The organism is Butyricimonas synergistica DSM 23225, from assembly GCF_000379665.1.
In the GTDB taxonomy this organism is placed as follows: domain Bacteria; phylum Bacteroidota; class Bacteroidia; order Bacteroidales; family Marinifilaceae; genus Butyricimonas; species Butyricimonas synergistica.
The window spans coordinates 648,034-671,699 of the sequence record NZ_KB903359.1 but is presented as its reverse complement, the minus strand read 5'-3'; the positions used below and the strand labels follow the sequence as shown (position 1 = coordinate 671,699).

The window sequence follows — 23,666 nt, the reverse complement described above, 5'->3', positions numbered from 1 at the left end:
TTTCGACTTTTCAAAACATTTAAATTTCAAATTGTGTTCAAACATTACAACATAGCTTTCGTCGGCATGGGATCCATCGGTAAGAGACACCTTGGAAATGTGTGCGAACTGATCAAGTCACAATACGATACTTGTACTATTGACTTGTACCGAAACTCCATGTCGCAAGCCCTTCCTCCAGAAGTAACAGCCTTGGTCAGCAATCAGTATCTGTGTCGCGAGCCTATACAGAAAGATTACGATATGGTATTCATCACCAATCCTACTTCTATGCACTTGGAAACTACTCTCAAGTTTCGTCCTTACACTAAGGCATTCTTCATAGAGAAACCAGTGTTTGCCAGCTTTGAGGTGTCAGAAGACGTGATTGCCAAGTTGGATGAGATACCTTCGTATGTGGCTTGCCCACTTCGATATAATCCAGTATTGCAGTATGTCAAGCAGAACATTGATATTCAGAAGGTGGTTTCTGTTCGGGCTATCTCCTCCAGCTATCTTCCTGATTGGCGCCCAGGACAAGACTATCGTCAAACTTATAGCGCCCATGCAGATTTAGGTGGTGGTGTAGATAGCGACCTCATTCACGAGTGGGACTATTTGACATGGATTTTTGGTATGCCAACAGCCTGTTTTGGAGTTGTCGGTAAATACTCAAATCTGGAGATAGATAGCAACGATACAGCACTCTATGTGGCTAAGAACGACCACATGTCTTTCGAACTGCATCTCGATTACTTCGGTCGTAAAACGCAACGCATACTCGACATTTTCACGTACGATGATACCATTCAATGTGACATCATTGCAGGAACAGCCACTTACCTCAAAGAAGGACTTACACTCGACTTCAATAGTGAGCGAAACGCTTTCCAGATGGCAGAAATCAAGCATTTCTTCGACATTACCGAAGACCGTTGTACTAACGATAGCAATGTATCTCATGGAGTGAAGATGCTGAAACTTACAAAATCGATAATATAAATTGTACAATTTATGAATATACTCATTACAATTTGTGCCCGAGGTGGTTCAAAAGGAATCCCAGGTAAAAATATCAAGGTACTCAATGGCAAACCACTCATCGGCTATACCATTGACGTTGCAAAGCGTTTCCAAGAGAAATATGAAAATGTAGAAATAGCCCTCTCAACAGATTCTGATGAAATCATCCGAGTAGCCGAAGAGTGTGGACTTCATTCCGACTACAAGCGTCCTGTATCTCTTGGAGGAGATACTGTGGGAAAGATAGACGTTATCAAGGATATAGTGCTCTATACCGAGAAAATTAAGGATATTCATTATGATTATGTCCTCGATATGGATGTTACTTCTCCTCTTCGCACACTGGAGGATATGGAAGAAGCTTTCGAATTGATTAATGCTGACCCTAATGCCATCAACCTCTTCTCTGTGAGTGAACCGGGAAGAAGCCCTTACTTCAATCAGGTGGAGCAGAAAGACAACGGCTATTATAATAAGGTAAAAGATGCAGGAACAGTACTGACACGTCAATCTGCTCCAAAGGTTTACGACCTTAATGCTTCATTCTACATCTATCGTCGCAAGTTCTTCGACCTTGGATACAAAGGAGCCATCACTGATCGCTCCCTCATCTATCTTATGAAGCATATTTGCTTCGATCTTGATCATCCAATAGACTTTGAGATTATCTCATTCTTGTTAGGGAATAATAAATTGGATTTTAAGATATTGAAATGATTTATTGGAATTTAATTCTTTTTTATTTATGAAGTACTGTACAAAATGTTGTATGCCGAGCACACGTCCTGGTATTACATTCGACGAGAGAGGAGTTTGCTCAGCTTGTCGTAGTTACGAGCATCGTGCTACTGTGGATTGGAATGCACGATGGAAAGAGTTTGAAGCCATTTGCGATAAGTACCGTGGAGTGAATGGCTCTAATAATTATGACTGTATGATTGCGGTATCTGGTGGAAAGGACAGCCATTTCCAAGTTTGGCTCATGAAGGAGGTGATGCACATGAATCCGCTTTTAGTTTCAGCTGCGGATAATATGCCTATGACTGAAGCAGGAAAACATAACATCAAAAATATTTCTGAAACCTTTGGTTGTGATCTCATTATCATGAATCCAAATATTCAGGCTCAGAAGAAAATAATGAAATACACCTTTGAGAAGTATGGCAAGCCTACTTATTTTGTTGATCGTTATATCTATACTTTTCCTCTTTGGATGGCTCTCCGTTTTAACACATCTCTTCTTGTTTATGGTGAGAATGTAGGTTGGGAATATGGGGGGGCTGATGGCATTGAAACATATTCTGCTCGTGACCAGATTTTCAACGGTGTGGGTTCTGGTATTCCGGACGAGGAAATTATAGAAGCTACAGGTATAGGCAAAAAAGATCTTAACTTTTTTGTTCCCCCTACTAAAGAGCAGATAGAAACACTCGACCCAATTTATATTTCCTATTTTACACAATGGAACAGTTTTAAGAACTATGAAATTGCTAAGAAATTTGGTTTTCACGATCTTACTCATGAGTGGAATCGTACGCATCACATTGAGCAGTTTGATCAGATTGACTCTCCTGCGTATTTGGTTCATTCTTGGATGAAGTATCCTAAGTTCGGTCATCAGGCTGCAACCGATTATGCATCCCGTATGATTCGTTACGGTTTGCTTACTCGAGAGGAGGGTTTTAAGCTTATCGAAGAACATGATGGTAATCTTGATCCTCGATGTGTTCGGGAGTTTTGCGAGTTTCTTGGATACTCGGAACGTGAGTTCTGGGAGATAGTTGACAAACTTTATAACAGAGATATTTTTGAAAAGAACACATACGGAAAGTGGGTTCTTAAGAAGTAATATTCATGAAATTGGTGTATCTGCTAGCAGATACGCTATTTTTTTTGATTATCAAGTTTATGATGGTAAATACGATTAAGCAAGAAAAGACTATTTTGGAGGCATTATCTTTGCTCGATAAATTGTCTACCGACAATATGTTGACTCTTTTTGTAGTTGATCAAGATGCACGTCTTATAGGTTCTCTAACTGATGGAGACATCCGCAGGTACCTAGTTAAGGGAGGAAATCTTTATGATAAAGTAATTGAAGCTGCACATAAAAATTGTACATATATTGAAAGTGAATGGATAGATAATGTTCGGTTTCTCAGAAGTTTACGTGATAAAGGTTTACGTAGAGTTCCTGTGCTTGATAAAGACCATCATATTCGGGAAATCTACGACCTTGTTAATTTTAAGTCACATCTCCCTATTGATGCAGTCTTGATGGCAGGTGGTAAAGGGGAGCGCCTTCGTCCACTTACAGAGAAGATTCCAAAGCCATTGGTGAAAGTGGGAGATAAGTGCATCATTGATTATAACATTGATCGTCTGATAGAGTTTGGTGTGAAGCACATAAACGTAACGGTCAATTACCTGAAGGAGCAGCTCCAAGAGCATTTTGCCATCCTTCGTAATGGTATTAAGGTGGAAACTGTTGAAGAACCCAAGTTCTTGGGTACTATCGGTAGCATCCTGTTCGTTAAGGAGTTCTACAACGACACCATCCTCCTAATGAATTCAGACCTCTTCACCAATATCGACTTCGAAGACTTCTACCTTCATTTTAAGGAGCATGATGCCATGATGAGTGTGGCCGCCATTCCATATAACGTCAGCATCCCATTTGGCATTCTCGACTTGGATGGTCGCAATATTAAGGGCTTGCTTGAAAAACCTAAGTACAACTATTACGCCAATGGAGGCATCTACCTCATCAAGTGCGACGCCCTCGATCTCATCCCGAAGGACGAGGTCTTTAATGCAACCGATCTCATAGAGAAACTCATCGCTCAAGGAGAGCGTGTCATCCGTTATCCGCTCAACGGCACATGGATTGACATCGGTCAGTATGCCGACCTTGAGAAAGCAAGAATATTAGTGAAACATTTGAAATGAGAGAGTATCAAAACATTACATTATGAAGCAAATAGATGTTATTTACTCGGAATCTTTGGATTCTATTATTGGACCTGTACAAACTATAAAGAGAATAATAAGAGATTCGTCTTTTTTTGAAGGAGAGGGGTACAAGATTACCGTTTATACGAAAAGCAGTCTTCCTACTCAGGCAATTGCAAGAGTTAAAAAGAAAAAGAGTCATTTAGTTAAAACTATACTTAAAATAGCAAGGTGGTTCGCCCAGAATTCATATTTATATGCAAAATATAGAATTGAGCTATTCTACACTGAAACGCATCGCTTACTTGACTATTATATGTCTTTAGATAGACACCCCGATGCGATTGTATTTCATTCAACTTTTGATAGTTATGAGTATTTTATGCATTATAAAAAGGACGGTGTAAAAATAATTCAATTTACACATTCTGACGGTTTTGTTAATCGAATGCTATTTACGTATTTTTCAAAAGCAAAAGGTACTAGTATTGAGAAAACCGTACAGCAACGAGAGAAATACGTGATGGATCATATAGATATGAATGCATGCATAGCAAAAATTGAGGAAAAAAACCTTATCATGCAATATCCGCAGATTAAAGGTCGTACACATCAAGTTATCAACGGTATTGATGATTTATCTATTGAAGTTTTAAATGAGTCTCGTGCTATAAGGAAAGAAAACTCTACACCCAAATACAGATTGGCATGCGCTGGTGGAATAAATGGAAGGAAGGGGCAATGGATGATTATTGAAGCTATGCATAAACTTCCCAGACATATATTGGGCAATATGCATCTTTATTTAATCGGCGACGGACCTGAAAAAATTGTTTTAGAGAACAGAGTTGCTGATTATGGATTACAGAATAATGTAACTTTCGAGGGCTCTGTGCCAAACACAGAGGTATATAAATATCTAGCGAAAGCCAATATTTTTGTTTTGATGTCAGCAATAGAGGGGTTACCGATAGCGCTTTTAGAGGCTTTACGTAGTAGTATGGCAATTATAGCTACTAATGTTTCTGGTATACCTGAATTAATTGATGAGGGCGTTAACGGCTTCCTTGTTGAGCATGACATAGATAAGCTGGTTGATATTCTAAAGGATATGGAAAAACATGATTGGGACGAAATGGGTAGAAATTCGAGAAAAAAATTTGAAGCTCAATACACATTCCTTCGAATGAGACAAAATTATGTTGACATGTTAAATAGATTGTGGTAGTAATGAACTGCAAACCAATTGTATCTTTTATTAAGAAACATAACGATCTTCTTGCTAACTTTTCATACATTACAATACTTCAAGTATTTGTGCTGTTAGCTCCTCTAATAACATACCCCTACTTAGTGAGGGTATTAGGCAAGGAACTGTACGGGGTAGTTTTAACAGCACAAATGTTAGCAAGTTATGCTACACTTATTATTGATTTTGGTTCCAATAGTGTGTGTGCAAAACATGTTTCGATTAACAGATCTGATAAAAACATGCTTTCAGAAATAGTGTGCTCAGTGCTTTGTGTAAGAGGAGTATTGTTTATAATTTGCTTTGTAATATACATTGCGATTATTGCTCTGATTCCAAACTTTAGGGAGTATTTTATGTTGTTTACACTGACTTATGGGTTGACTCTGAATGATTTGCTATTTCCACAGTACTTTTTTCAGGGTATTGAAAAGATGGGAGTAATTACAGCTATTAGTATAACAACCAAAATAATATTCATCTCTTTTGTTTTCTTTGCTGTGAAGTCGCAAACAGATTATTTATTTGTCCCCATTTTATATACGATCGGATACTCGATAGGAGGACTTATATCGCTTTATATCGTATTTTGTAAATATGAAATTAATTTTTTTCTACCATCTTTTGGCACTATGATGAATTATGTCAAAGATTCTTCTGCTATATTTGCGACAGAACTTATCTGTACAATTAAAGACAAGTTTAACTATATGCTTGTTGGAAGTTGTGCTGGTATGGAAAATGTTGTGTCGTATGATTTAGGTCTAAAATTAAATAGCTTGGTTTCGAAGCCTCTTACAATCATTAGCACGGTGTTATTTCCAAGATTTGCAAAAAATAGAAATACAAAAAAACTAAAAACGGCTATCTATTTATCATGTCTTATTGCTATTGTATTGGTTATTCTTGTAAATATATTTCTCGATAAGATTTCATTCTTCTTTCTACACGAAAGCATAGATTTAGTTCCTTTAAGACTTTTTCTCTTTGCTCCAATAATGCTGTCTGTCAGCAGTATGATATCTTCCAATTTATTTGTGGCATTTGGTTTTAATAAATATGTCTTATATAGTATAGTCATAACAACCATTGCTTACGTGTTTTCCCTAATTTTTTTATTCTTTACAAACTCCTTAAATAGCATTTATTCTTTTATATATTTAGCATTGATTTCGTATTTTACGGAGTTTTTGTATAGAGTATATACTGCAAGAAAATTATTCAAGAAAATCAAATGAATAAAAATAATGTTTTATATCGCTCGGGAAAGTATTATTGCATTCTTTTCTTAACATTGGTAGCTCTGATAGAGTTCTTATCTTCTGCTTTCTCTACAGGGAGATGTGTAACAACGATCTATGAGTTTCAAATAATACTGATATTTACATTATCGTATCTAAATATCTTAAAAAAAGTGGGTCCACTACATTTGTATTCTTTATTACATGTTACGATATTCCTCTTCACGTTAGGTGGTTTGCTGGCGTCAGCTGTTTCGTCAGATTATGATTTTAGAGATTACTCTTCCCCATGGGCATCTGTCGTTTTTAAAGAGGAAATCATACAGAAAATATTACTTATTTACTGTGTATATTTAGGATTTAGTCATATATTTTTTATTGAAATAAGTAAAGAAAAAAAAACATTAAATAATCATGGTTTGTATAAGCTTGGAAAAGAAGAAACATATTTCAAAGCAGGTAGAATCGCAATGTTTTTGATGCTTCCTTTTGCAATATATTATTCTTATTTACAACTAACTCTTGTGTTTCAGAATAGAATGTTGTTATATCAGTTGGGATCAAATGAAGCTTTGGGTGTTCCTCTTTTTGTAAGATTAGGTAATTTAGTTTTTCAAGCAGGCTTTTTTCTAATCATAGCGTCATTGCCCGAAAAGAAACAATTTTTGAAATATGCTCTTCTCTATTTCGTTGCTCAAATCCCGATATTAATAATGGGTGAACGTGGAGATATTGCAGCATTAATTCTATTTATACTATGGTATCGCAATAGAGTTTATGACTATCGTCCTAATTTTAAAAGGCTTGTTGTTTTAGCTATATCCCTAGTTTTGATTTTTCAGATTCTTGCCTACACGAGGGTTGGTGATGAGGTAGAGTCTTTTTCTTTCATATTTCTTGTCACAACATTTTTATTCCAGCAATCGCAAAGTTTCAATATATTAGCATTATACTTTACTTATAATGGTGCATCTATTCCACATAATTATCCCTATTTTTTAGACCAATTAATTGGAGGTCTATTAGGTGCTACAGGACAGTCGTACGAAACTTTGCAGGTTAGATCAAGTTTGGGACATCAACTTATGTATTATTTGAATCCAGACTATTATTTACAGGGTGCATCTTTAGGTACTAATTTTGTGGCTGAAATGTATGAATTTGGTATATTCGGTGTTATTTTAGGAGCGTTTATGCTAGTATACTTTATATATTTAGTAGAAAATAGAATGTTTAAGTCTCATTTGTCTTTGATCTTTTTGTTTGAGTTTTTTACGCTCATTCTTCTTTCTCCAAGAGGTTCTTTGCTGCCTAGTATTTATTATATGATTAAGTTTACAATAGTTGTAATGGTTATTTTGTATAGTTATAAATTGTTTTTTACTAGAAGAGTATGAGCGCTTTTTTAAATTGCTATTTTAAATCAGTCGAGAATATTGTTTTAAATATTGAGGCAATAGGTTACGATTACACATATTATTTTTGTTCATTGCTGGGAATAAGAAAAAAGATGTTGGTCAAGACTATTAAAGTATTGACCCCGGTTATTATGACCGGTTATGCTCTTTGTTGTATTATACTTTTTTTGGGAAAATATATATATAGTCTGTTTACTTGTAAATCTCAGGTAAATGAAAATAGATATGATAATATTTTTTTGCTATTCACATATTTGCTGTCTTCTAGGATTAGATGTAGTGATATTGACTATAAAAATGGTGTGTGGATAATTGGTCCTAATTTATCGGTAAATGATTTACCTGATGAAAATATTAAATATATAGATATAAGGTCTATGTATCGAAGACACAATTATAGGTATATTATTATAGATGCACTGTGCGGTTGTATCAAAGTTATTTTTGGAAAAAAAACGTTGACTCCACTTCATAAATTGTTTGAGTATTTAGAGGTTGGATATTGCTTGAATGAATTACCTCCTAGCGCTAAAATCTTTTTTTCTAACCAAAGTGATCGATGGGCTTTATTATTTGACAGCCTAAATGTGAATACCCGAGTATTAATTCAACATGGTGTTGACATTGCATATCCTAATACATTTAATAGGTTGAAGAATGTTGATGTTTTTTATTCTATTAACAAAAGTTCTTATCTGTCATCTTTCAAATTTTTGCTTGATTGTAGTCCAAAACTTTTATTTTTGAAACCTACAATTCAATTGACAACTTTTGAAAAATCAGAATTCAAAATATTGTTGGTAACAGGACCTTTATTTTTTAATGTTGAAAGATCCATAATTGAGAGAATAGTTCCTGATTCTTCACTGTATCTTTTCGTAAAAAAGCATCCTCTAATAAAAGATATTAGTTTGTACGTTGATTTACAAAACAAATTTAAATTTGAATTTATTACGGAATCAATATTTCCAAAAGTTGATTGTGTTATTTCGTATGAATCAACTTTAGCTTATGAGTATCAAGGATTTGATATTCCAGTAATTTTCGTTTCGGAAAATAATTTCGATATTGAGAAAACACTGAAACAAGTATATGATATAAAAAAACAAAATGTGACGTTTTCAGATGATAGTCATCCGGTAGCAGAGTAATACAGAGTTGTTTCCTTCTCTCACGAGGAGATTTCAGAGCTCTCTTCACCTACTGTACGTATACAGGTGGAAATATAGTCTGAAAATGCAGTCTGTTGACATGTTAGCTCCAGAAACCACCTCATCTTCACCCAAGAAAAAACGAAACTTGATCAACAGAACAAACACCTGTAATGCTATGTTAGTTAGTGGCTATTCCGTCTTATATTCAAGTGATACACCCAAGTGCCTAGTTGTATCATAGAGAGAAAGAATAATAATATCGTCAAGAGAATAATCAGAAAACTAAAACAGCCTGCTCCACTTCGGTGGTAACATAAGGAGTAGAGATGGCTGTCGTATGTCATCTCCATTTAAGGCACTTTTAAGATATCCCTAAATTGAGTATTTACCGAAAGTCTGATAAACGAGCGGTAAAAAGAGACTTAGAAACAAAGAATTCTTCGATTTCCTTACTACTCAGGCGAAAGTGAATCTTCGTCTTCGTCAGGCGTATGATTATATTTCAAAATTATGAAAAATAAAAAAATACTATTCGTGTGCCAGTACTTCTATCCAGAGACATTTAGGGGCAATGATGTGGCGTTTCATTTTGCCGAGAAAGGGCATGAGGTGCATGTGGTGACTGGTACACCTAATTATCCTGCGGGTAAGTTTTTCCCTGGATATGGAATATTTAAGAAACGTCGTGAGGTGATTCGAGGTGTTAAAGTGACGCATCTGCCTATTTTCCCTCGTGGTGAGGATAACAAGATTATGTTGATGCTGAACTATTTCAGTTATTTCGTGGTGGGCTGTATCTATATGCTTGGGAATGCCATCTGCCATAAGTACGACATTGTTTTTTGTCAACAGCTATCGCCTGTGATGATGTCGGCTCCTGCTATCCTGTATAAGAAGCTAAGGATGGTGCCGCTCTATACTTGGGTGCTGGATTTGTGGCCAAAAAGTCTGACTGCAGTGAGTGGTATTAACAACAAGTATGTATTGGGATTCTTTGATTGGTTTGTAAAGAAAGAGTATAAGCATTCGGACAAAATACTGACGAGTTCTAAGAGTTTTGACCAAAGCATTCTGAAGTATGGCAACTATAGGGATAAGATTATCTATTATCCGCAGTGGAGCGATGGTACGACAAATCCACCGACCGATTTCAAGATGCCAGAGCTGCCAGAAGGATTTGTGGTGATGTTTGCCGGTGCTGTAGGTGAGGCTCATGGTATGGAGTGTAACATGCAGGCTGCATTGCTGACCAAGGAGCACAAGGACATTCATTGGGTGATAGTGGGTGATGGTCGTAAGTTGGAATGGGTGCAGAACTTCGTGAAGGCGAATGGATTGGAGGATACTGTTCATACTTTGGGTAGATTCCCTTCTGAAACAATGCCCTTGTTTTTCGAGAAGGCTGATGTGATGCTGGTTTCGCTTACGGACTTGCCCCTGTTCAACCTGTATGCTCCTGCCAAGATAAGCAGTTATATGGCAAGCAGCAAACCTATCATTGCGTGTTTGAATGGTGAAGGTGGTGAGGTTGTAAAACAAACCGAATGCGGATGGATTGTAAAAGCTGGAGATGCAGAGGGGTTGGCAAAGCTTGTGATTGAGCTTTCGTCAACAGAGAAAGAGTTTCTGGTTGAGAAGGGAGCTAATGGACTGAAATTTTATAATGAGTATTTCGAGAAGGAGAAGTGTCTCAGGAAGCTTGATGAGATTATGGGTTTTTGATTTTTATTTGTGTATAAAGAGTGGTTGTTTTTAGTAAAAAAACTTAGATATATGAATATTGGTATTACTTATGGAATCATCTTTGTGATTTTGCTTTTGTTGGAATTGGCATATTTCAGGATTGCCGACAGGTTTAATATCATTGACAGACCGAATGAGCGGTCGAGCCACTTGACGATTGTGTTGCGAGGTGGGGGAATCATCTTCTTAATGGGGATATTGGTGTGGGCTGTTGTCGCTTTGTGCGGTGGTTTCGGAGAGTTGCACCAGGTTTATCCGTGGTTCCTGTTGGCCGTATTACTGGCCGCAGGTATTTCTTTTGTCGATGACATCCGTTCGCTGCCTGATACTTTGCGTCTTGTGGTTCAATTTATAGCGATGGGGTTACTTATCTTGCAGTTGTTTCTGGTGACAAGGGAAGAGGGGCTTTTTACTGACGGCAATCTTTGGGTGAATGGTCTGTTTGTTGTTGTTGCCCTAGTTGTTTGCGTGGGGGCAACTAACATTTACAATTTCATGGATGGTATTAATGGTATCACGGCAGTATACTCTTTTGCAGTGCTTCTGCCTCTTCTGCTGATGAATCGGAAGGTCGGTTTTATGGCCGACTCGTTCTTGGTTGTGGCGCTTCTGAGCGTTATGGTGTTTGCTTTCTTCAATTTCCGTCCTCGTGGTAAGGCGAAGTGCTTTGCTGGGGACGTTGGTAGTGTCGGGATGGCTTTCATTCTTCTTTTCTCGATAGGCATGCTTATCGTAAGAACCAAGGATATTACTTGGCTTATATTCCTGCTGGTCTATGGTGTGGACGGATGCCTGACTATCTGTCATCGCATTCTTTTGCACGAGAATTTGGGACAGGCGCATCGCAAGCATGCGTATCAGCTGATGGCGAATGAGTTGAAGGTTTCGCATCCGGTGGTTAGTTTGATTTATATGTTTTTACAGTTGATTGTTAGTTTGGGATTTATCTATTTGTGTCCAGATTCGGCGCTGTGTCACTGGATGTATCTGATTGGTGTGCTTCTGCTGCTGGCGGTGGCGTATGTGTTGTTCAAAAGGACGTATTACCACTTGCATGAGGAGTATCTAGAGTCATTGAAGAATGTGTAGTAGGAAAAGAGTAAATCGAGATAAATTTGTAAATTTATGATTCACGATCGAGAGATTTACCAATTTATGATTCACAATTGGGCGATTTAGTGATTTGGACCAGAGGCTGTGTTTTTTGACACAGCCTCTGGTCGTTTTTAAGGGTATTGTTTCCCTGTACATGAAAAGGTCATTTCGCGAGATATAAAATTGGAAAGTTATGAAAAAATTGAATGATCAATCGCAACGTCTCGTGGGAGATTGTTTTTTTGTACGCCAGGGAGAACGTATGGAGAGGTGTTTCTACTCGGAAGTGTTGTACGTGGAGGCATCGGGTTGTTATTGTTATATTTACCGTCGGGATAAGCCCCGGATATCAATTCCCTATTCTCTTTTAANGGTGGAACTTCGCTTACCGNAAAGTATGTTCCGGCGGGTTCATCGAAGTTATATCGTGAANCTTCGGGCGGTGGATGGTTTCATCGGGAAGACGATTTGCATCGGAGAAAAAATAATCCCTATCAGCAAGCCTTACCGGGAAGAGGTGTTCGGGTGCTTTGTTATTTGGGATTTGAAAACGAGGGAAGAGGAATAGTTAATTATTAATCGTTCTTGTGAGATGACCTGTTCAGATAATTTTTCCGGTCATTCATATAATAAACCGGTTCACTCAGATAATTTAGTTGGCAAAGGGGTGAAGCGAGATGTATATTGGGGATACAATTAAAAATTACAAAAGATTATGGGAGTATTACAGAACGTGATTAGAGAGATCGGGGATATCGTGAATCGGTTGTCGGTGTCCTCGAGAGAAAAGCAGAAGATACAGGAAGAGATACAATCTCTGGTGTATCGTTACAATAGCGAGTTGGTACGTGAACAGTCGGCGGCAGTGGGCGAAGAGACGCGGGGAAACTGGTTGCAACGGTCGTGGCGCCCGATCGTGATGCTGGTACTCACCTTGTTGGTGGTGTTGGGCGTGTTCACGGGGTCACCCATGTTGTCGGACAGTTCCCGCTTTTGGGATTTGCTGGAGATCGGGGTAGGCGGCTACGTGATCGGGAGAAGCGGGGAGACGATCACCGGCAACCTGTTGACCCGAAGACGGAAGTAAGAAAGGTGTTTTATTTTAAATTTTAGCGTGTTATGGAAATTGTAGACCATTTATTGTTTGGAGATAACGTGAAGTATTTGCAGTGTTGCAAATGTAACGTGAAGTTATCCCGATTGGACACGATCGTGCTGCATGGCACGGGAGGTGCAAGTGCCGTTTCGTCCGCCCTTTATTTGAGCAGGCCGGACACGGGAGTATCGGCTCACGTGGTGGTTGGCAGGGACGGGGAGATATTTCAGTTGCTGCCTTTTGACGTGAAAGCGTGGCACGCGGGGAAGAGTTATCATGCCGGCAGGGTGAACTTGAATGATTGTTCCATCGGTATAGAGTTGGATAATGCCGGGGAGTTACAACGGGTGGGCGACAGGTTTTACTCGTGTTTCGGGCGGGAATATTCTCCCAACCAGGTGTACACGATCGAGATAGAAGGGAGAGCGAGGTACTGGCATTTGTTTACCGAGGGGCAGTTCAAGATTTTGAAAGAGGTTTGCAAGTTGCTGCAAAAAAGGTACAAAATCAAATACCTGGTGAGGCACTCGGATATCACTTCACGGAAGGTGGATCCGGGACCCGCATTTCCCTTCGAGGAGTTGAAGAAGAGTTTGAAATTTAATTAACCGGAAAGGAGGTCGATATGGCTCGTTGTTATTCTAGAATATTTAATCGTTTTTCAGGACGGATAGGGAAGGTTATTTATTACCAGGTGGGGGATAATCTTTACGCGAGGAGAGCCCCGGGAGAGGTGAAGGATTGTCGTTCGGAGCTGCAATTGTATTACCGGGAGAGAATGCGGGGTACGGTTACTTTTTACGGGGTTGTCCGGCAGACGTTGTTGGCGCTCGTGTGGCAGGCGGTGGGGCGGAGAAAGAAACGTTCGGCGTATAATCTTTTCGTGCAGGCTAATATCCGGGCGTTTAACGGGACGTCGTTGCTGTATGATCTGGTGCGTTTCAGTTCGGGAAGTTTGGGGTTACCCCATGATTTTCGAGCGTACCGGGAGGGGGATAAGGTTCGCTTGACGTGGAAGAATGAAGAGATGCAGAGCGATGAACGGAAGGAAGATGAATTGTGGTGCGTGGTGATGATGGAGGATAAGAATTTCCGGATTGCCGGACCGGAAGAAACCGGGGCTGTACGGGCGGATAAAGCCGCCGTGATAGAACTCGCGAGCGAAGAGAGGGAAACGGTACATTTGTATTGTTTTTTCGGGGCGGCGGGAAGAGATGATTTTTCAGAGAATTTGCATTTTACGTTATGAGTATATGTTTAACCTTTAAAATTTAGTATTATGGCTTTATTTAAATCATTTTTGTTAGGAGATGTGAGAAAATCAGTGGCTAACGTGACGATGTACGCCGGGGCAAACGGGTATAGCATCGCCCGGGGAAAGAGAAGCACGGTGCGTAACCCGAAGACTCCCGGGCAGTTGACTCAGCGGGCAAAGCTGAAGGCACTGGAGGAAACTTCGCGGTATTTTGCCCCGGCTGCAGCACTCGGTTTCCCGGGACGCAAGGGGGGACGCACGTTCTATAACGCCTTCGTGCAAAATAACATGGAGGCAGTGACGGTGGACGAGAATTACGTGCCGACGGTTGACCACGAGAAGCTCAAATGTGCCGCGGGTTCTTTACAAAACAGCAAGGTGACGGTCACCGTGAACGAGGAAAGTCACAAGGTTATTGTTTCGCAAGAGGCACAAACCCGATGGAACGCGGTAGCCAACCCGACAGACGTGTTGCACGTGGTGGTCTACGAGAAGACCGGGAAGACGATGATCGTGGAACCTTGCCGGAGCCGCCAGGAAGCCGGTTCAACGTCGATCGCGATGGACGAGGGGTGGAGCAAAGAAAATCTCGTGTTTTACGCTTTCATGTTGTCGAAAGATAAGCGGAAAGCATCGAATAGCGTGGTGGTTCAACCGGAATAGAGTTTTTTCCCCGCCAGTTGAGAGGCTGGCGGGGAATTTTTTATTATATTCGCGGTGCGAACACGTGTAGTTGAAAATAAACAAATAAAACGCATGGCTATAGTATTCTATCAAAAAGATGCAACAGTGTATGCCGTACACTATAAAGAAGCGGAAAATCCTTTAGACGTAAGTAAGTTAGAATGGTTGTTCAGCGGGGCGAAGAAGGTGGAGAATGATGTGATGGATAACTTTTTCGTGGGACCCCGTCGGGAAATGATTACCCCTTGGAGCACGAATGCCGTGGAGATTACCCAGAACATGGGTATTTCCGGGATATTGAGAATCGAGGAATTTACTCGCGTTGAAGATGAGAAAGCTGCTTTTGACCCGATGCTTCAAGCATTTTACAAGGGGTTGAACCAAGATACATTCACGATTGACAAGAAGCCGGAGCCGATAGTGTATATCGAGGATATCCGGGCATATAATAAACAGGAAGGGTTGGCGTTGAACGAGGACGAGATTTCCTATCTTGAGGGTTTGAGCAAGAAATTGAATCGCCGGTTAACGGATTCGGAGGTGTTCGGTTTCTCGCAAGTGAATTCGGAGCATTGCCGCCACAAGATTTTTAACGGCAGGTTTATTATTGACGGGGAGGAACAGGAAGAAAGCCTGTTTGCCATGATCAAGAAAACGTCCAAAACGAACCCGAACCGGATTGTATCGGCTTACAAGGATAACTGCGCTTTTATCGAGGGACCTGCCAGCGTGCAATTTGCCCCGGTGTCGCAAGATAAGCCGGATTTCTACACGCAGAAAGATATTGACACGGTGATTTCGTTGAAAGCGGAAACGCATAATTTCCCAACCACGGTAGAGCCTTTCAACGGGGCCGCGACAGGTACGGGAGGTGAGATCCGCGACCGTATTGCCGGGGGACAGGCTTCGCTTCCGTTAGCGGGAACGGCTGTTTACATGACTTCATATCCCCGTCTGGATGCCGATCGCCCGTGGGAGCAAGTGATTGATCCCCGGAAATGGTTGTACCAGACACCGGAAGATATATTGATTAAGGCTTCTAACGGAGCTTCTGATTTCGGTAACAAGTTCGGGCAACCGTTGATCGTGGGTTCCGTGCTGACTTTCGAGCACGAGGAACACGAGAAAACGTATGGTTACGATAAAGTGATTATGCAAGCCGGGGGTATTGGATTCGGTAATAAAGAGCAGGCGACGAAACGTACTCCGGAAGCAGGTGAAGAAGTGGTGTTGTTGGGTGGTGATAATTACCGTATCGGTATGGGCGGTGGTGCCGTTTCATCGGTTGACACGGGTGTGTACGCCAACGCTATCGAGTTGAATGCCGTACAACGTTCCAACCCGGAAATGCAACGCCGGGTATGTAATGCGATCCGTTCCATGGCGGAGAGCGAGAATAACCCGATCGTGTCTATCCATGACCATGGTGCCGGGGGACACTTGAATTGTTTGTCCGAGTTGGTGGAAGAAACGGGAGGTTTGATCCATTTGGATAAATTGCCCGTGGGCGACCCGACGCTTTCTGACAAGGAGATCGTGGGGAACGAATCACAAGAACGCATGGGACTCGTGATGAAGTCCGAGGACGTGGCAACTTTACAACGGGTTGCTGACCGTGAGCGTGCGCCAATGTACGTGGTGGGGGAAACCACCGGAGACCACCGCTTCGTGTTCGAGGACGGGAAGACCGGGGAGAAGCCGATCGATCTGGAGATGACCGATATGTTCGGGAATCCTCCGAAGACGATCATGGAGGACAAGAGTGTAAAAGAACATTTTGCAGAAATTGAATATAGTGCCGATAAGGTTGAAGAGTATATCGAGCAAGTGTTGCAGATCGAGGCGGTAGCTTGTAAAGACTGGTTGACGAATAAGGTTGACCGCTCCGTGTCGGGCAGGGTGGCTCGTCAACAGTGTGCCGGACCGTTGCAGTTGCCGTTGAACGATTTGGGTGCCGTGGTACTCGATTATCACGGGGAGAGAGGTATCGCAACTTCTATCGGTCACGCTCCGGTTGCCGCTTTGGCTAATCCGGCTAACGGTTCACGTCTGGCTATCGCGGAGGCTTTGACCAACTTGATTTGGGCACCTATCGAACAAGGTTTGCGGGGAGTTTCCCTGTCGGCTAACTGGATGTGGCCTTGCAAGAATGCCGGGGAAGATGCCCGGTTGTATAAAGCCGTGCAGGCTGCCAGTGATTTCGCGATAGAATTGGGAATCAATATCCCGACGGGCAAGGATTCGCTTTCTATGACGCAGAAATATGGCAAAGACAAGGTGTATGCCCCGGGTACGGTGATTATTTCTACCGTGGGGGAAGTGATCGACGTGAAGAAGATTGTTTCTCCGGTATTGAAAGCTGATAAAGACACGGAGATCGTGTATATCGATTTCTCGTTTGACAAATTGAAGTTAGGTGGCTCCAGTTTTGCCCAGATCTTGAATAAGGTGGGTAAAGAAACTCCGGACGTGAAGGATGCCGATTATTTCGGAAACGCGTTTACTGCCGTTCAGCGTTTGGTGAACGAGGGATACGTGCTTGCCGGACATGATATTTCAGCGGGAGGTATGGTAACCGCCTTGCTTGAGATGTGTTTTGCCGACAATCGCCTGGGATTGGATATTGATTTCTCTTATCTGGCGGAAAAGGATATCGTGAAGATATTATTTGCCGAGAATCCGGGTGTATTGGTACAGATCAAGGATTGTAAGAAAGTTGCCGCTATTCTGGATGAAGCGGGTGTCGCTTATAATTTCTTGGGACGTTTGGGTAAAGCCGGGAAATTGAATATCAAGAAAGATGCTACCGCGTTGAATCTCGACATCGCATCATTGCGGGATCTTTGGTTCAAGACTTCTTACCTGTTGGATCGTCGCCAGAGTGGCAATGAATTGGCACTTGAAAGATATAAGAACTATAAACATCACGAATTGAAATACAAGTTTGCCCCGTCGTTCACGGGAAAATTGGCACAATACGGGCTGGATCGCAACCGCACGAAGCCTTCGGGCATCAAGGCGGCTATTATCCGGGAAAAGGGATGTCAGTGCGAGCGGGAAACGGCTTGGGCAATGCATCTTGCCGGTTTCGACGTGAAGGACGTGCACATGACGGACTTGGTCAGCGGGCGGGAAACATTGGAAGACGTGAATTTGATCGTGTTCGTGGGAGGTTTCTCCAATTCGGATGTGCTTGGTTCGGCAAAAGGTTGGGCGGGTGCATTCAAGTATAACGAGAAGGCACGTGTTGCCCTGGAGAAATTCTACAAGCGTGAAGACACGTTGAGTTTGGGGATTTGTAACGGTTGCCAATTGATGGTAGAGTTGGATTTGATTTATCCGGAGCACAAGGAGAAGGCAAAGATGTTGCATAATGATTCTCATAAATTCGAGTCGGCATTCTTGAGCGTGGACATCGAGGAAAATGATTCCGTGATGTTGAAGACACTGGCTGGCACTCGTCTGGGAATCTGGGTAGCTCATGGAGAAGGGAAATTCTACTTGCCTTATGGTCAGGAGGAATACAATATCCCGGTACGTTATTCACATGACACGTACCCGGCTAACCCGAACGGTTCGCCGTTTGCCACTGCCGCAATATGCAGTAAGGACGGGCGCCATTTGGCAATGATGCCTCACTTGGAACGTTCTCTTCAACCTTGGAACTGGGCGTACTATCAAGAAGGGCGCGAAAATGACGAGGTTAGTCCCTGGATCGAAGCATTCGTGAACGCACGTTTGTGGGTAGAAAAGCAGAAAGGACGTTAATTAAGTCTATAAAATCTGTAAGGTCTATAAAGTCCGTAAAGTCAAAGGAATATTCCATACGACTTTACGGACTTGTTTTATTTTTTTCTTTAAATTATTATTCTATATTTGTAGAATATAGATACAAATACCTTCGCTTATGGTTGCAATCTTACACATGATTCGCTTTTTCCTGTTGTTAGGAATAGGTCTGGCTATTGTCCCGGAAGTCGGTGCACAGTCCCGCCGGAAAGTAGATGCCGAAGAAACAGGGAGTCGCATTGTGGGACGGGATTATGAGCGTCAAACTAATATCGAGGGGCGTGAAATTATACTGGACGGGATTGTACGCCATATGTTCCCGGATACGGTGAAATCTTCGCTTTTCGTGCAATTGGACAGATTGTCTAAATCGGGTAACCTGTTGAACGCGGGAGTACTTTTAGCCGTGGATACGGATAGCGAGAAAGTATTGTGGTACCAGAAAGTGAATAACGAGCACGAGGAATTGAATCCTATTGGAAGTATATTTTTGTCTGAAGTGAGTGGTCGTACAAAATGTTATGATCGTACTAGCGGAAAAATTTTGTGGGAACTTAAAAACCATTTCTCGCACGCTAGTGAAGAATGGGGTGTTGCAATAGGGTATAAATCAGCTTCCCTACAAACGATACATCCCAAGTTGCAGGGAGTGGACGTGAAAACCGGAAAGGTATTATGGGAGCATTCTTTGTACTCGAAATACGGTTGGACGGAAATAAACGGGACGGATGATTCCCTTTTGCTCGTGATTTCCGATGCCTTGTACTCGATTAACGTGAAGGACGGAAAGACCTGGCGTCACGAAATATTCATGAAAGATTTGAAATTCGAGAAGGGAAAAGAAGAATTGATGCAGAGTCTTGTGTCGAATATATATGTCGATGATCACAAAATTTACGTGGCTTCGTGCGATCGACTGTTTTGTCTGGACAAGGATGGAAAAGTGTTGTGGTTTCAAGGGGTTCCTCGCAAAATGACCGGACAATCTCTATTATTCGGTCATGGCGATAAGTTGTATATGGTTAGCCTGGGTTATGGTAAGGTCGGGAGTCTTTATCCCGCGTGGGGGGCGGCGTATATCGCTTCGTTTAACAAGAAAACGGGATTGCAAAACGCGTACTCGGCTTATCCCCGGGAATTCGGTAAAATAAATTACGTGCACTTGAAAGGGGATAAACTGTACACTTTATTTGAAAAGTATATGCTTCAGTTTCCGATAGATGATATTCGGAAGATCTCGTCCCTCAGTTTTAAATATGACCAGGAAAAAGATGCCATGAAGTATTTGGTCAGCGACAAAGTGTTTGTGCCAGACAATGCTTTATACAAAAGTTTGTTCGAAATTGATTCTACCAAGACTTACGTGTACACGAACAAGCAGGAGATATTGTGTATAAACGCGGATTTGAAGTCTTACGAGAAATTGAAGGCGGGGCAATATTGGGTTAGTTACATGGATTATCAAGATTATCATTTTCTGGTAAACGAGGATGAAACATTAGTTGTCAATCTCCGGGGAGAACTTGTGGCGCATCTCCGGATGGGAAAACAGACTGTACGAGTGGGGAATAAACTTTTTGACGCTCAAAATAACCGGATTGTGATTGTAGATTTAGAAAGTATCATAAGGTAAACGAGGAAAATTTTGTACTTTTGCCCCTGTAGTTGAAAACGTGCAATAATCATTCGATATATGGAATTACTGAAAAGAAGGATATTACAGGATGGCAAATGCTTTGAAGGGGGAATTTTGAAAGTGGATAGTTTTATTAATCACCAGATGGACCCGATTCTGATGAAATCCATCGGGGTGGAGTTCGTGAGGCGTTTTGCCAATAAGGATTTCAACAAGGTGATGACGATAGAGGCGAGTGGTATTGCTCCGGCGATCATGGTGGGCTATCTTTTGGAGTTGCCGGTGGTCTTCGCGAAGAAAAAGCAACCGAAGACGATGGAAAACATGATCTCCACGACCATCCGGTCTTTCACGAAGGACAGAGAATACAATGTTTGTATCAGCCGGGATTTTTTGAAAGAGGGGGATCGAGTTCTTTTTATTGATGATTTTTTGGCGAACGGGAATGCCGCGAATGGCATTATTGATTTGATAGAACAGGCGGGTGCTGAACTCGCGGGCATGGGATTCATTATAGAGAAGGCTTTCCAACATGGGGGGGACTTGCTGCGGGAGCGAGGCGTGCATATCGAGTCGTTGGCAATTATTGACAGTTTGGATAACTGCCAGATTAAAATCCGATAACCCGAGCTAGCCATGAGCATGAATAAACAGGAGAGTTCTGCCATCCCTATAAAAACAATCTATTTAGGTTGTTATTTTAATAATTAATATGAGTATAGAAGAAATTTTTCCGTTAGCCGTTGAGTTTAGGCGTTATTTCCACCAGCATCCGGAGTTCGCGATGCAGGAAGTGGAAACACAACGCTATATTGTAAGTGTATTGGATAGGTACGAAATCCGATATTGTACAGTTGGAACCGGTATTATCGCGATGATCGGGCAAGGGGAGAAGTGCGTGGCTATCCGGGCGGATATGGATGCCTTGAAAGTGACGGAAGAAACCGGGTTGCCTTATTGTTCTCTCCAGCCGGGGATGATGCACGCTTGCGGGCACGATATGCACATGGCTATGGTGTTAGGGGCAGCTATTGTATTAAAATCAAGGGAGCGGGAATTGCAGGGTGTCGTGAAAGTGGTTTTCCAGCCCAGCGAGGAAAAACGACCGGGAGGGGCTCGTCTTCTGCTGCCTGAATTGTTGAAAGATCCCGTGCCACAAGCTATATTCGGGCAACACGTTTTCCCGAATCTCCCGACAGGAACAATAGGCATTCGACCAGGGGCATTTTTTGCCTCTTCCGATAACATTATTTTTTCCGTGGAAGGAAAGGGTACTCATGCGGCAATGCCCCACATGGGGTCTGACCCGATACTGGCAACGGCTTGTTTGATACAATTTTACCAGACGTTGGTCACGAAATTCCGTGATCCATTGATTCCCGCAGTGATTTCAATCACTTCCGTGCACGGCGGGACGTGTAATAACGTGATTCCGGATAAGGTGGAAGTATTGGGGACGGTCCGGACGCACGATAACGTTTTGCGTTACCGGATATTCGAGTTGATAGAGGAGAAGTCCAAAGAGATTTGCGATTTATACGGGTGTACTTTCACGATGGATAAGACTTGGAATGGCTTGCCCGTACTCGTGAACGACGAACGATTGACTAAATTTGTCGAGCAGAATGCCCGGGAACTTCTTGGGGAAGAGAATGTGATTCCCATGAATCATCTTACCCTGGGAGAGGATTTCGCTATCTATCTGGAAAAGATTCCCGGAGCCTTTTGGGTACTGGGAGTTCGCCCACCGGAACAGGAAAGCCTGCCCCCGTTGCATAATCCGAAGATGTCACCGGATGAGAATGCCATAAGAACGGGGATCGCCTTGATGGTGGAGAACTGTTTACGGGTATTTTAACAGGGAGAAGGGTACAATAAATCCCGGCAATCGTGAGATAAACCGGGATTTATGAACGATGGGAAAATCTTTATTGCGCCAGATCAATTTCTATGGCTGCCGGGTATAGTCTTGCCGGGTCAAAGAATGTTGCACAGCTATTTACAATATGCTTGAGTTCCGGTTTGACTTTACCTTTGAAAACTTCTTTCCCGTTGACCGTCAAGGTGATTTCTTTATCCAGATTTACCAATTCATCGCATAGATAAATGATTACTTTACCTTTCGTGGCGGGTTGATAAGTCTTGTCAAATTTCAACTGAATACCCCATTGCGGGTCGATCTCCGTTGCTTTGTACGTGACAAGATCAACTTTAAGGGTGATGCTGTTATCTTGGATATTCATTTCGTAGTAAGTGCGGGAGGTATCATCATTGTTGGAACGCTCTTTTACGACTAGATTGTAAAATCCGTCACGATATAATCCGTCCATCTCGAAATTCTCCCAGCTTACAAATTTCGGGTAAGGGTTGCGGGTATATTCTTTTAACCACGGGGTCGTGGGGCGATAATCGATACCGTGTCCCATACCCGGGATGAGTTCTATTTTATGAATGAAGCTTCCCGGGTTCAATTTTTGTAACCGGTCAAATTCATCTTTCGTGTATTGCGTGAGTTTATTCCGGTAGAAACCCACATCTTTTGCTCCCGTGCGTAATGAAAAAGCGATGTTCCTGCAATTTTCCACGGGGGCATTTTTAAGAGGTTCGCCTCCAGCCATAGGACCGGCTCCGGCTAAATAGTCGGCATAGAACGAGGCAAGCCGTTGGCTGCCATATCCGCCTTCCGAAATACCGAAGAAATATACTTTATTCGGGTTGATTTTCCCGGAAACAAAAGCCAGACGCAACATCTTTTCCCATGCAAATTGTTTTGCCTTTTGCCACCAACGGTAGTAATCGCCCATGTTGGGGATTTGAGGAATGAAATACACGGAGGGGGCATCATCGAATCTCTGACATATAGAGAGTCCGGTTTGCCATTCACTGTCTTTGTGTCCTGAACCGTGCGTGTACAAGTACAGCGGGTAACCGCCTTCAGGCATAGCATCCCCTTTGATTCCCCAGTAATAAGGCATAATCGCATTGGGTTCAAGGGTCTTGGGAAGAGTCCATTTGCCGGATTTTGCCAATTCCAGTTTTTCAAGGTTAATAAGTTTCTCTTCCCTGAAATTATTGTTTGCTTCTTTCCAAGCCGCCCACACGAGAGCCTGCATTTTTTTCGTATCGGAGGGTTTGATCGTTGTTTTGCTTTCAAAAGAATCCTCTTTACCGGAGAGATAATCAGAAAAGAAGGCAGTTATCTTTGCTTTTGTTTTCAGATCCTGTTTTTTCAAAGGCACGTCCTGCGCCATACAGTTGCTAGGGAGGATAAAAGCAAATAGTAAACCTAGCACACCAAGTGAATAAGCCGATATTTTCATTTGTTATTGAGTTTTTTAATTGCTACAAAACT

Annotated in this window: 20 protein-coding genes; 19 read left to right on the top strand and 1 reads right to left on the bottom strand. The window is 41.9% G+C overall.

Annotated elements, in window-relative coordinates; all coding sequences use genetic code 11:
- The first annotated feature begins 33 nt into the window (after positions 1 to 33).
- The 19 genes from A3CY_RS0102940 (at position 34) to A3CY_RS0102850 (ending at position 22,172) form a co-directional block, all read left to right on the top strand.
- Positions 34 to 981: a Gfo/Idh/MocA family oxidoreductase gene (locus tag A3CY_RS0102940; RefSeq protein WP_026207237.1), complete on the top strand. Its 948-nt coding sequence runs from the start codon at positions 34 to 36 to the stop codon at positions 979 to 981.
- A 12-nt stretch (positions 982 to 993) separates the two neighbouring features.
- Positions 994 to 1,719 carry an acylneuraminate cytidylyltransferase family protein gene (locus tag A3CY_RS0102935; protein WP_018336405.1) on the top strand — a complete coding sequence of 242 codons (726 nt, stop codon included), beginning with the start codon at positions 994 to 996 and terminating at the stop codon, positions 1,717 to 1,719.
- A 28-nt stretch (positions 1,720 to 1,747) separates the two neighbouring features.
- Positions 1,748 to 2,851 (top strand): N-acetyl sugar amidotransferase, encoded by a 1,104-nt coding sequence (locus A3CY_RS0102930; protein ID WP_026207236.1) that lies wholly within the window; start codon positions 1,748 to 1,750, stop codon positions 2,849 to 2,851.
- Positions 2,852 to 2,910: 59 nt separating this feature from the next.
- On the top strand, positions 2,911 to 3,951 hold the full coding sequence (locus tag A3CY_RS0102925) for a nucleotidyltransferase family protein (protein ID WP_026207235.1): 1,041 nt from the start codon (positions 2,911 to 2,913) through the stop codon (positions 3,949 to 3,951).
- Positions 3,952 to 3,973: 22 nt separating this feature from the next.
- Entirely contained in the window at positions 3,974 to 5,182 is a 1,209-nt protein-coding gene (locus A3CY_RS21815) for a glycosyltransferase family 4 protein (RefSeq protein ID WP_018336402.1), read from the top strand.
- 2 nt (positions 5,183 to 5,184) lie between these two features.
- The gene (locus tag A3CY_RS0102915) at positions 5,185 to 6,441 is read left to right on the top strand and encodes an oligosaccharide flippase family protein (protein WP_018336401.1); all 1,257 of its coding nucleotides are present in this window, start codon (positions 5,185 to 5,187) and stop codon (positions 6,439 to 6,441) included.
- On the top strand, positions 6,438 to 7,841 hold the full coding sequence (gene wzy, locus A3CY_RS0102910) for an O-antigen polysaccharide polymerase Wzy (RefSeq protein ID WP_018336400.1): 1,404 nt from the start codon (positions 6,438 to 6,440) through the stop codon (positions 7,839 to 7,841). Before A3CY_RS0102915 ends, wzy begins: the two co-directional genes overlap by 4 nt.
- A complete protein-coding gene (locus A3CY_RS0102905; protein WP_018336399.1) occupies positions 7,838 to 9,013 on the top strand; it encodes a hypothetical protein in 1,176 nt (391 codons plus the stop codon). Before wzy ends, A3CY_RS0102905 begins: the two co-directional genes overlap by 4 nt.
- Positions 9,014 to 9,526: 513 nt before the next feature.
- Complete coding sequence (locus A3CY_RS0102900) at positions 9,527 to 10,738, top strand: glycosyltransferase family 4 protein (protein WP_018336398.1); 1,212 nt, start codon at positions 9,527 to 9,529, stop codon at positions 10,736 to 10,738.
- 51 nt (positions 10,739 to 10,789) lie between these two features.
- Positions 10,790 to 11,848, top strand: coding sequence for an MraY family glycosyltransferase (locus A3CY_RS0102895; RefSeq protein WP_018336397.1), 1,059 nt, complete (start codon positions 10,790 to 10,792; stop codon positions 11,846 to 11,848).
- 199 nt (positions 11,849 to 12,047) lie between these two features.
- Complete coding sequence (locus tag A3CY_RS20075) at positions 12,048 to 12,422, top strand: LytR/AlgR family response regulator transcription factor (protein WP_018336396.1); 375 nt, start codon at positions 12,048 to 12,050, stop codon at positions 12,420 to 12,422.
- A gap of 147 nt (positions 12,423 to 12,569) precedes the next feature.
- Entirely contained in the window at positions 12,570 to 12,941 is a 372-nt protein-coding gene (locus tag A3CY_RS0102885; protein WP_018336395.1) for a 3TM-type holin, read from the top strand.
- 32 nt (positions 12,942 to 12,973) lie between these two features.
- Complete coding sequence (locus tag A3CY_RS0102880) at positions 12,974 to 13,558, top strand: N-acetylmuramoyl-L-alanine amidase (RefSeq protein WP_018336394.1); 585 nt, start codon at positions 12,974 to 12,976, stop codon at positions 13,556 to 13,558.
- A 17-nt stretch (positions 13,559 to 13,575) separates the two neighbouring features.
- Positions 13,576 to 14,199 carry a DUF6266 family protein gene (locus tag A3CY_RS0102875; protein ID WP_018336393.1) on the top strand — a complete coding sequence of 208 codons (624 nt, stop codon included), beginning with the start codon at positions 13,576 to 13,578 and terminating at the stop codon, positions 14,197 to 14,199.
- Between the two features lie 30 nt (positions 14,200 to 14,229).
- Positions 14,230 to 14,868 (top strand): DUF6266 family protein, encoded by a 639-nt coding sequence (locus A3CY_RS0102870; RefSeq protein WP_018336392.1) that lies wholly within the window; start codon positions 14,230 to 14,232, stop codon positions 14,866 to 14,868.
- Between the two features lie 93 nt (positions 14,869 to 14,961).
- Entirely contained in the window at positions 14,962 to 18,657 is a 3,696-nt protein-coding gene (gene purL / locus A3CY_RS0102865) for a phosphoribosylformylglycinamidine synthase (RefSeq protein WP_018336391.1), read from the top strand.
- Between the two features lie 139 nt (positions 18,658 to 18,796).
- Positions 18,797 to 20,311, top strand: coding sequence for an outer membrane protein assembly factor BamB family protein (locus A3CY_RS0102860; protein ID WP_026207234.1), 1,515 nt, complete (start codon positions 18,797 to 18,799; stop codon positions 20,309 to 20,311).
- Between the two features lie 60 nt (positions 20,312 to 20,371).
- Positions 20,372 to 20,938 (top strand): xanthine phosphoribosyltransferase, encoded by a 567-nt coding sequence (xpt, locus tag A3CY_RS0102855; RefSeq protein ID WP_018336389.1) that lies wholly within the window; start codon positions 20,372 to 20,374, stop codon positions 20,936 to 20,938.
- Between the two features lie 88 nt (positions 20,939 to 21,026).
- A complete protein-coding gene (locus tag A3CY_RS0102850; protein ID WP_018336388.1) occupies positions 21,027 to 22,172 on the top strand; it encodes a M20 metallopeptidase family protein in 1,146 nt (381 codons plus the stop codon).
- A gap of 70 nt (positions 22,173 to 22,242) precedes the next feature.
- Here the strand turns inward: A3CY_RS0102850 and A3CY_RS0102845 are convergent, their stop codons facing one another.
- Positions 22,243 to 23,634 (bottom strand): hypothetical protein, encoded by a 1,392-nt coding sequence (locus A3CY_RS0102845; RefSeq protein WP_018336387.1) that lies wholly within the window; start codon positions 23,632 to 23,634, stop codon positions 22,243 to 22,245.
- Between the last annotated feature and the right edge of the window lie 32 nt (positions 23,635 to 23,666).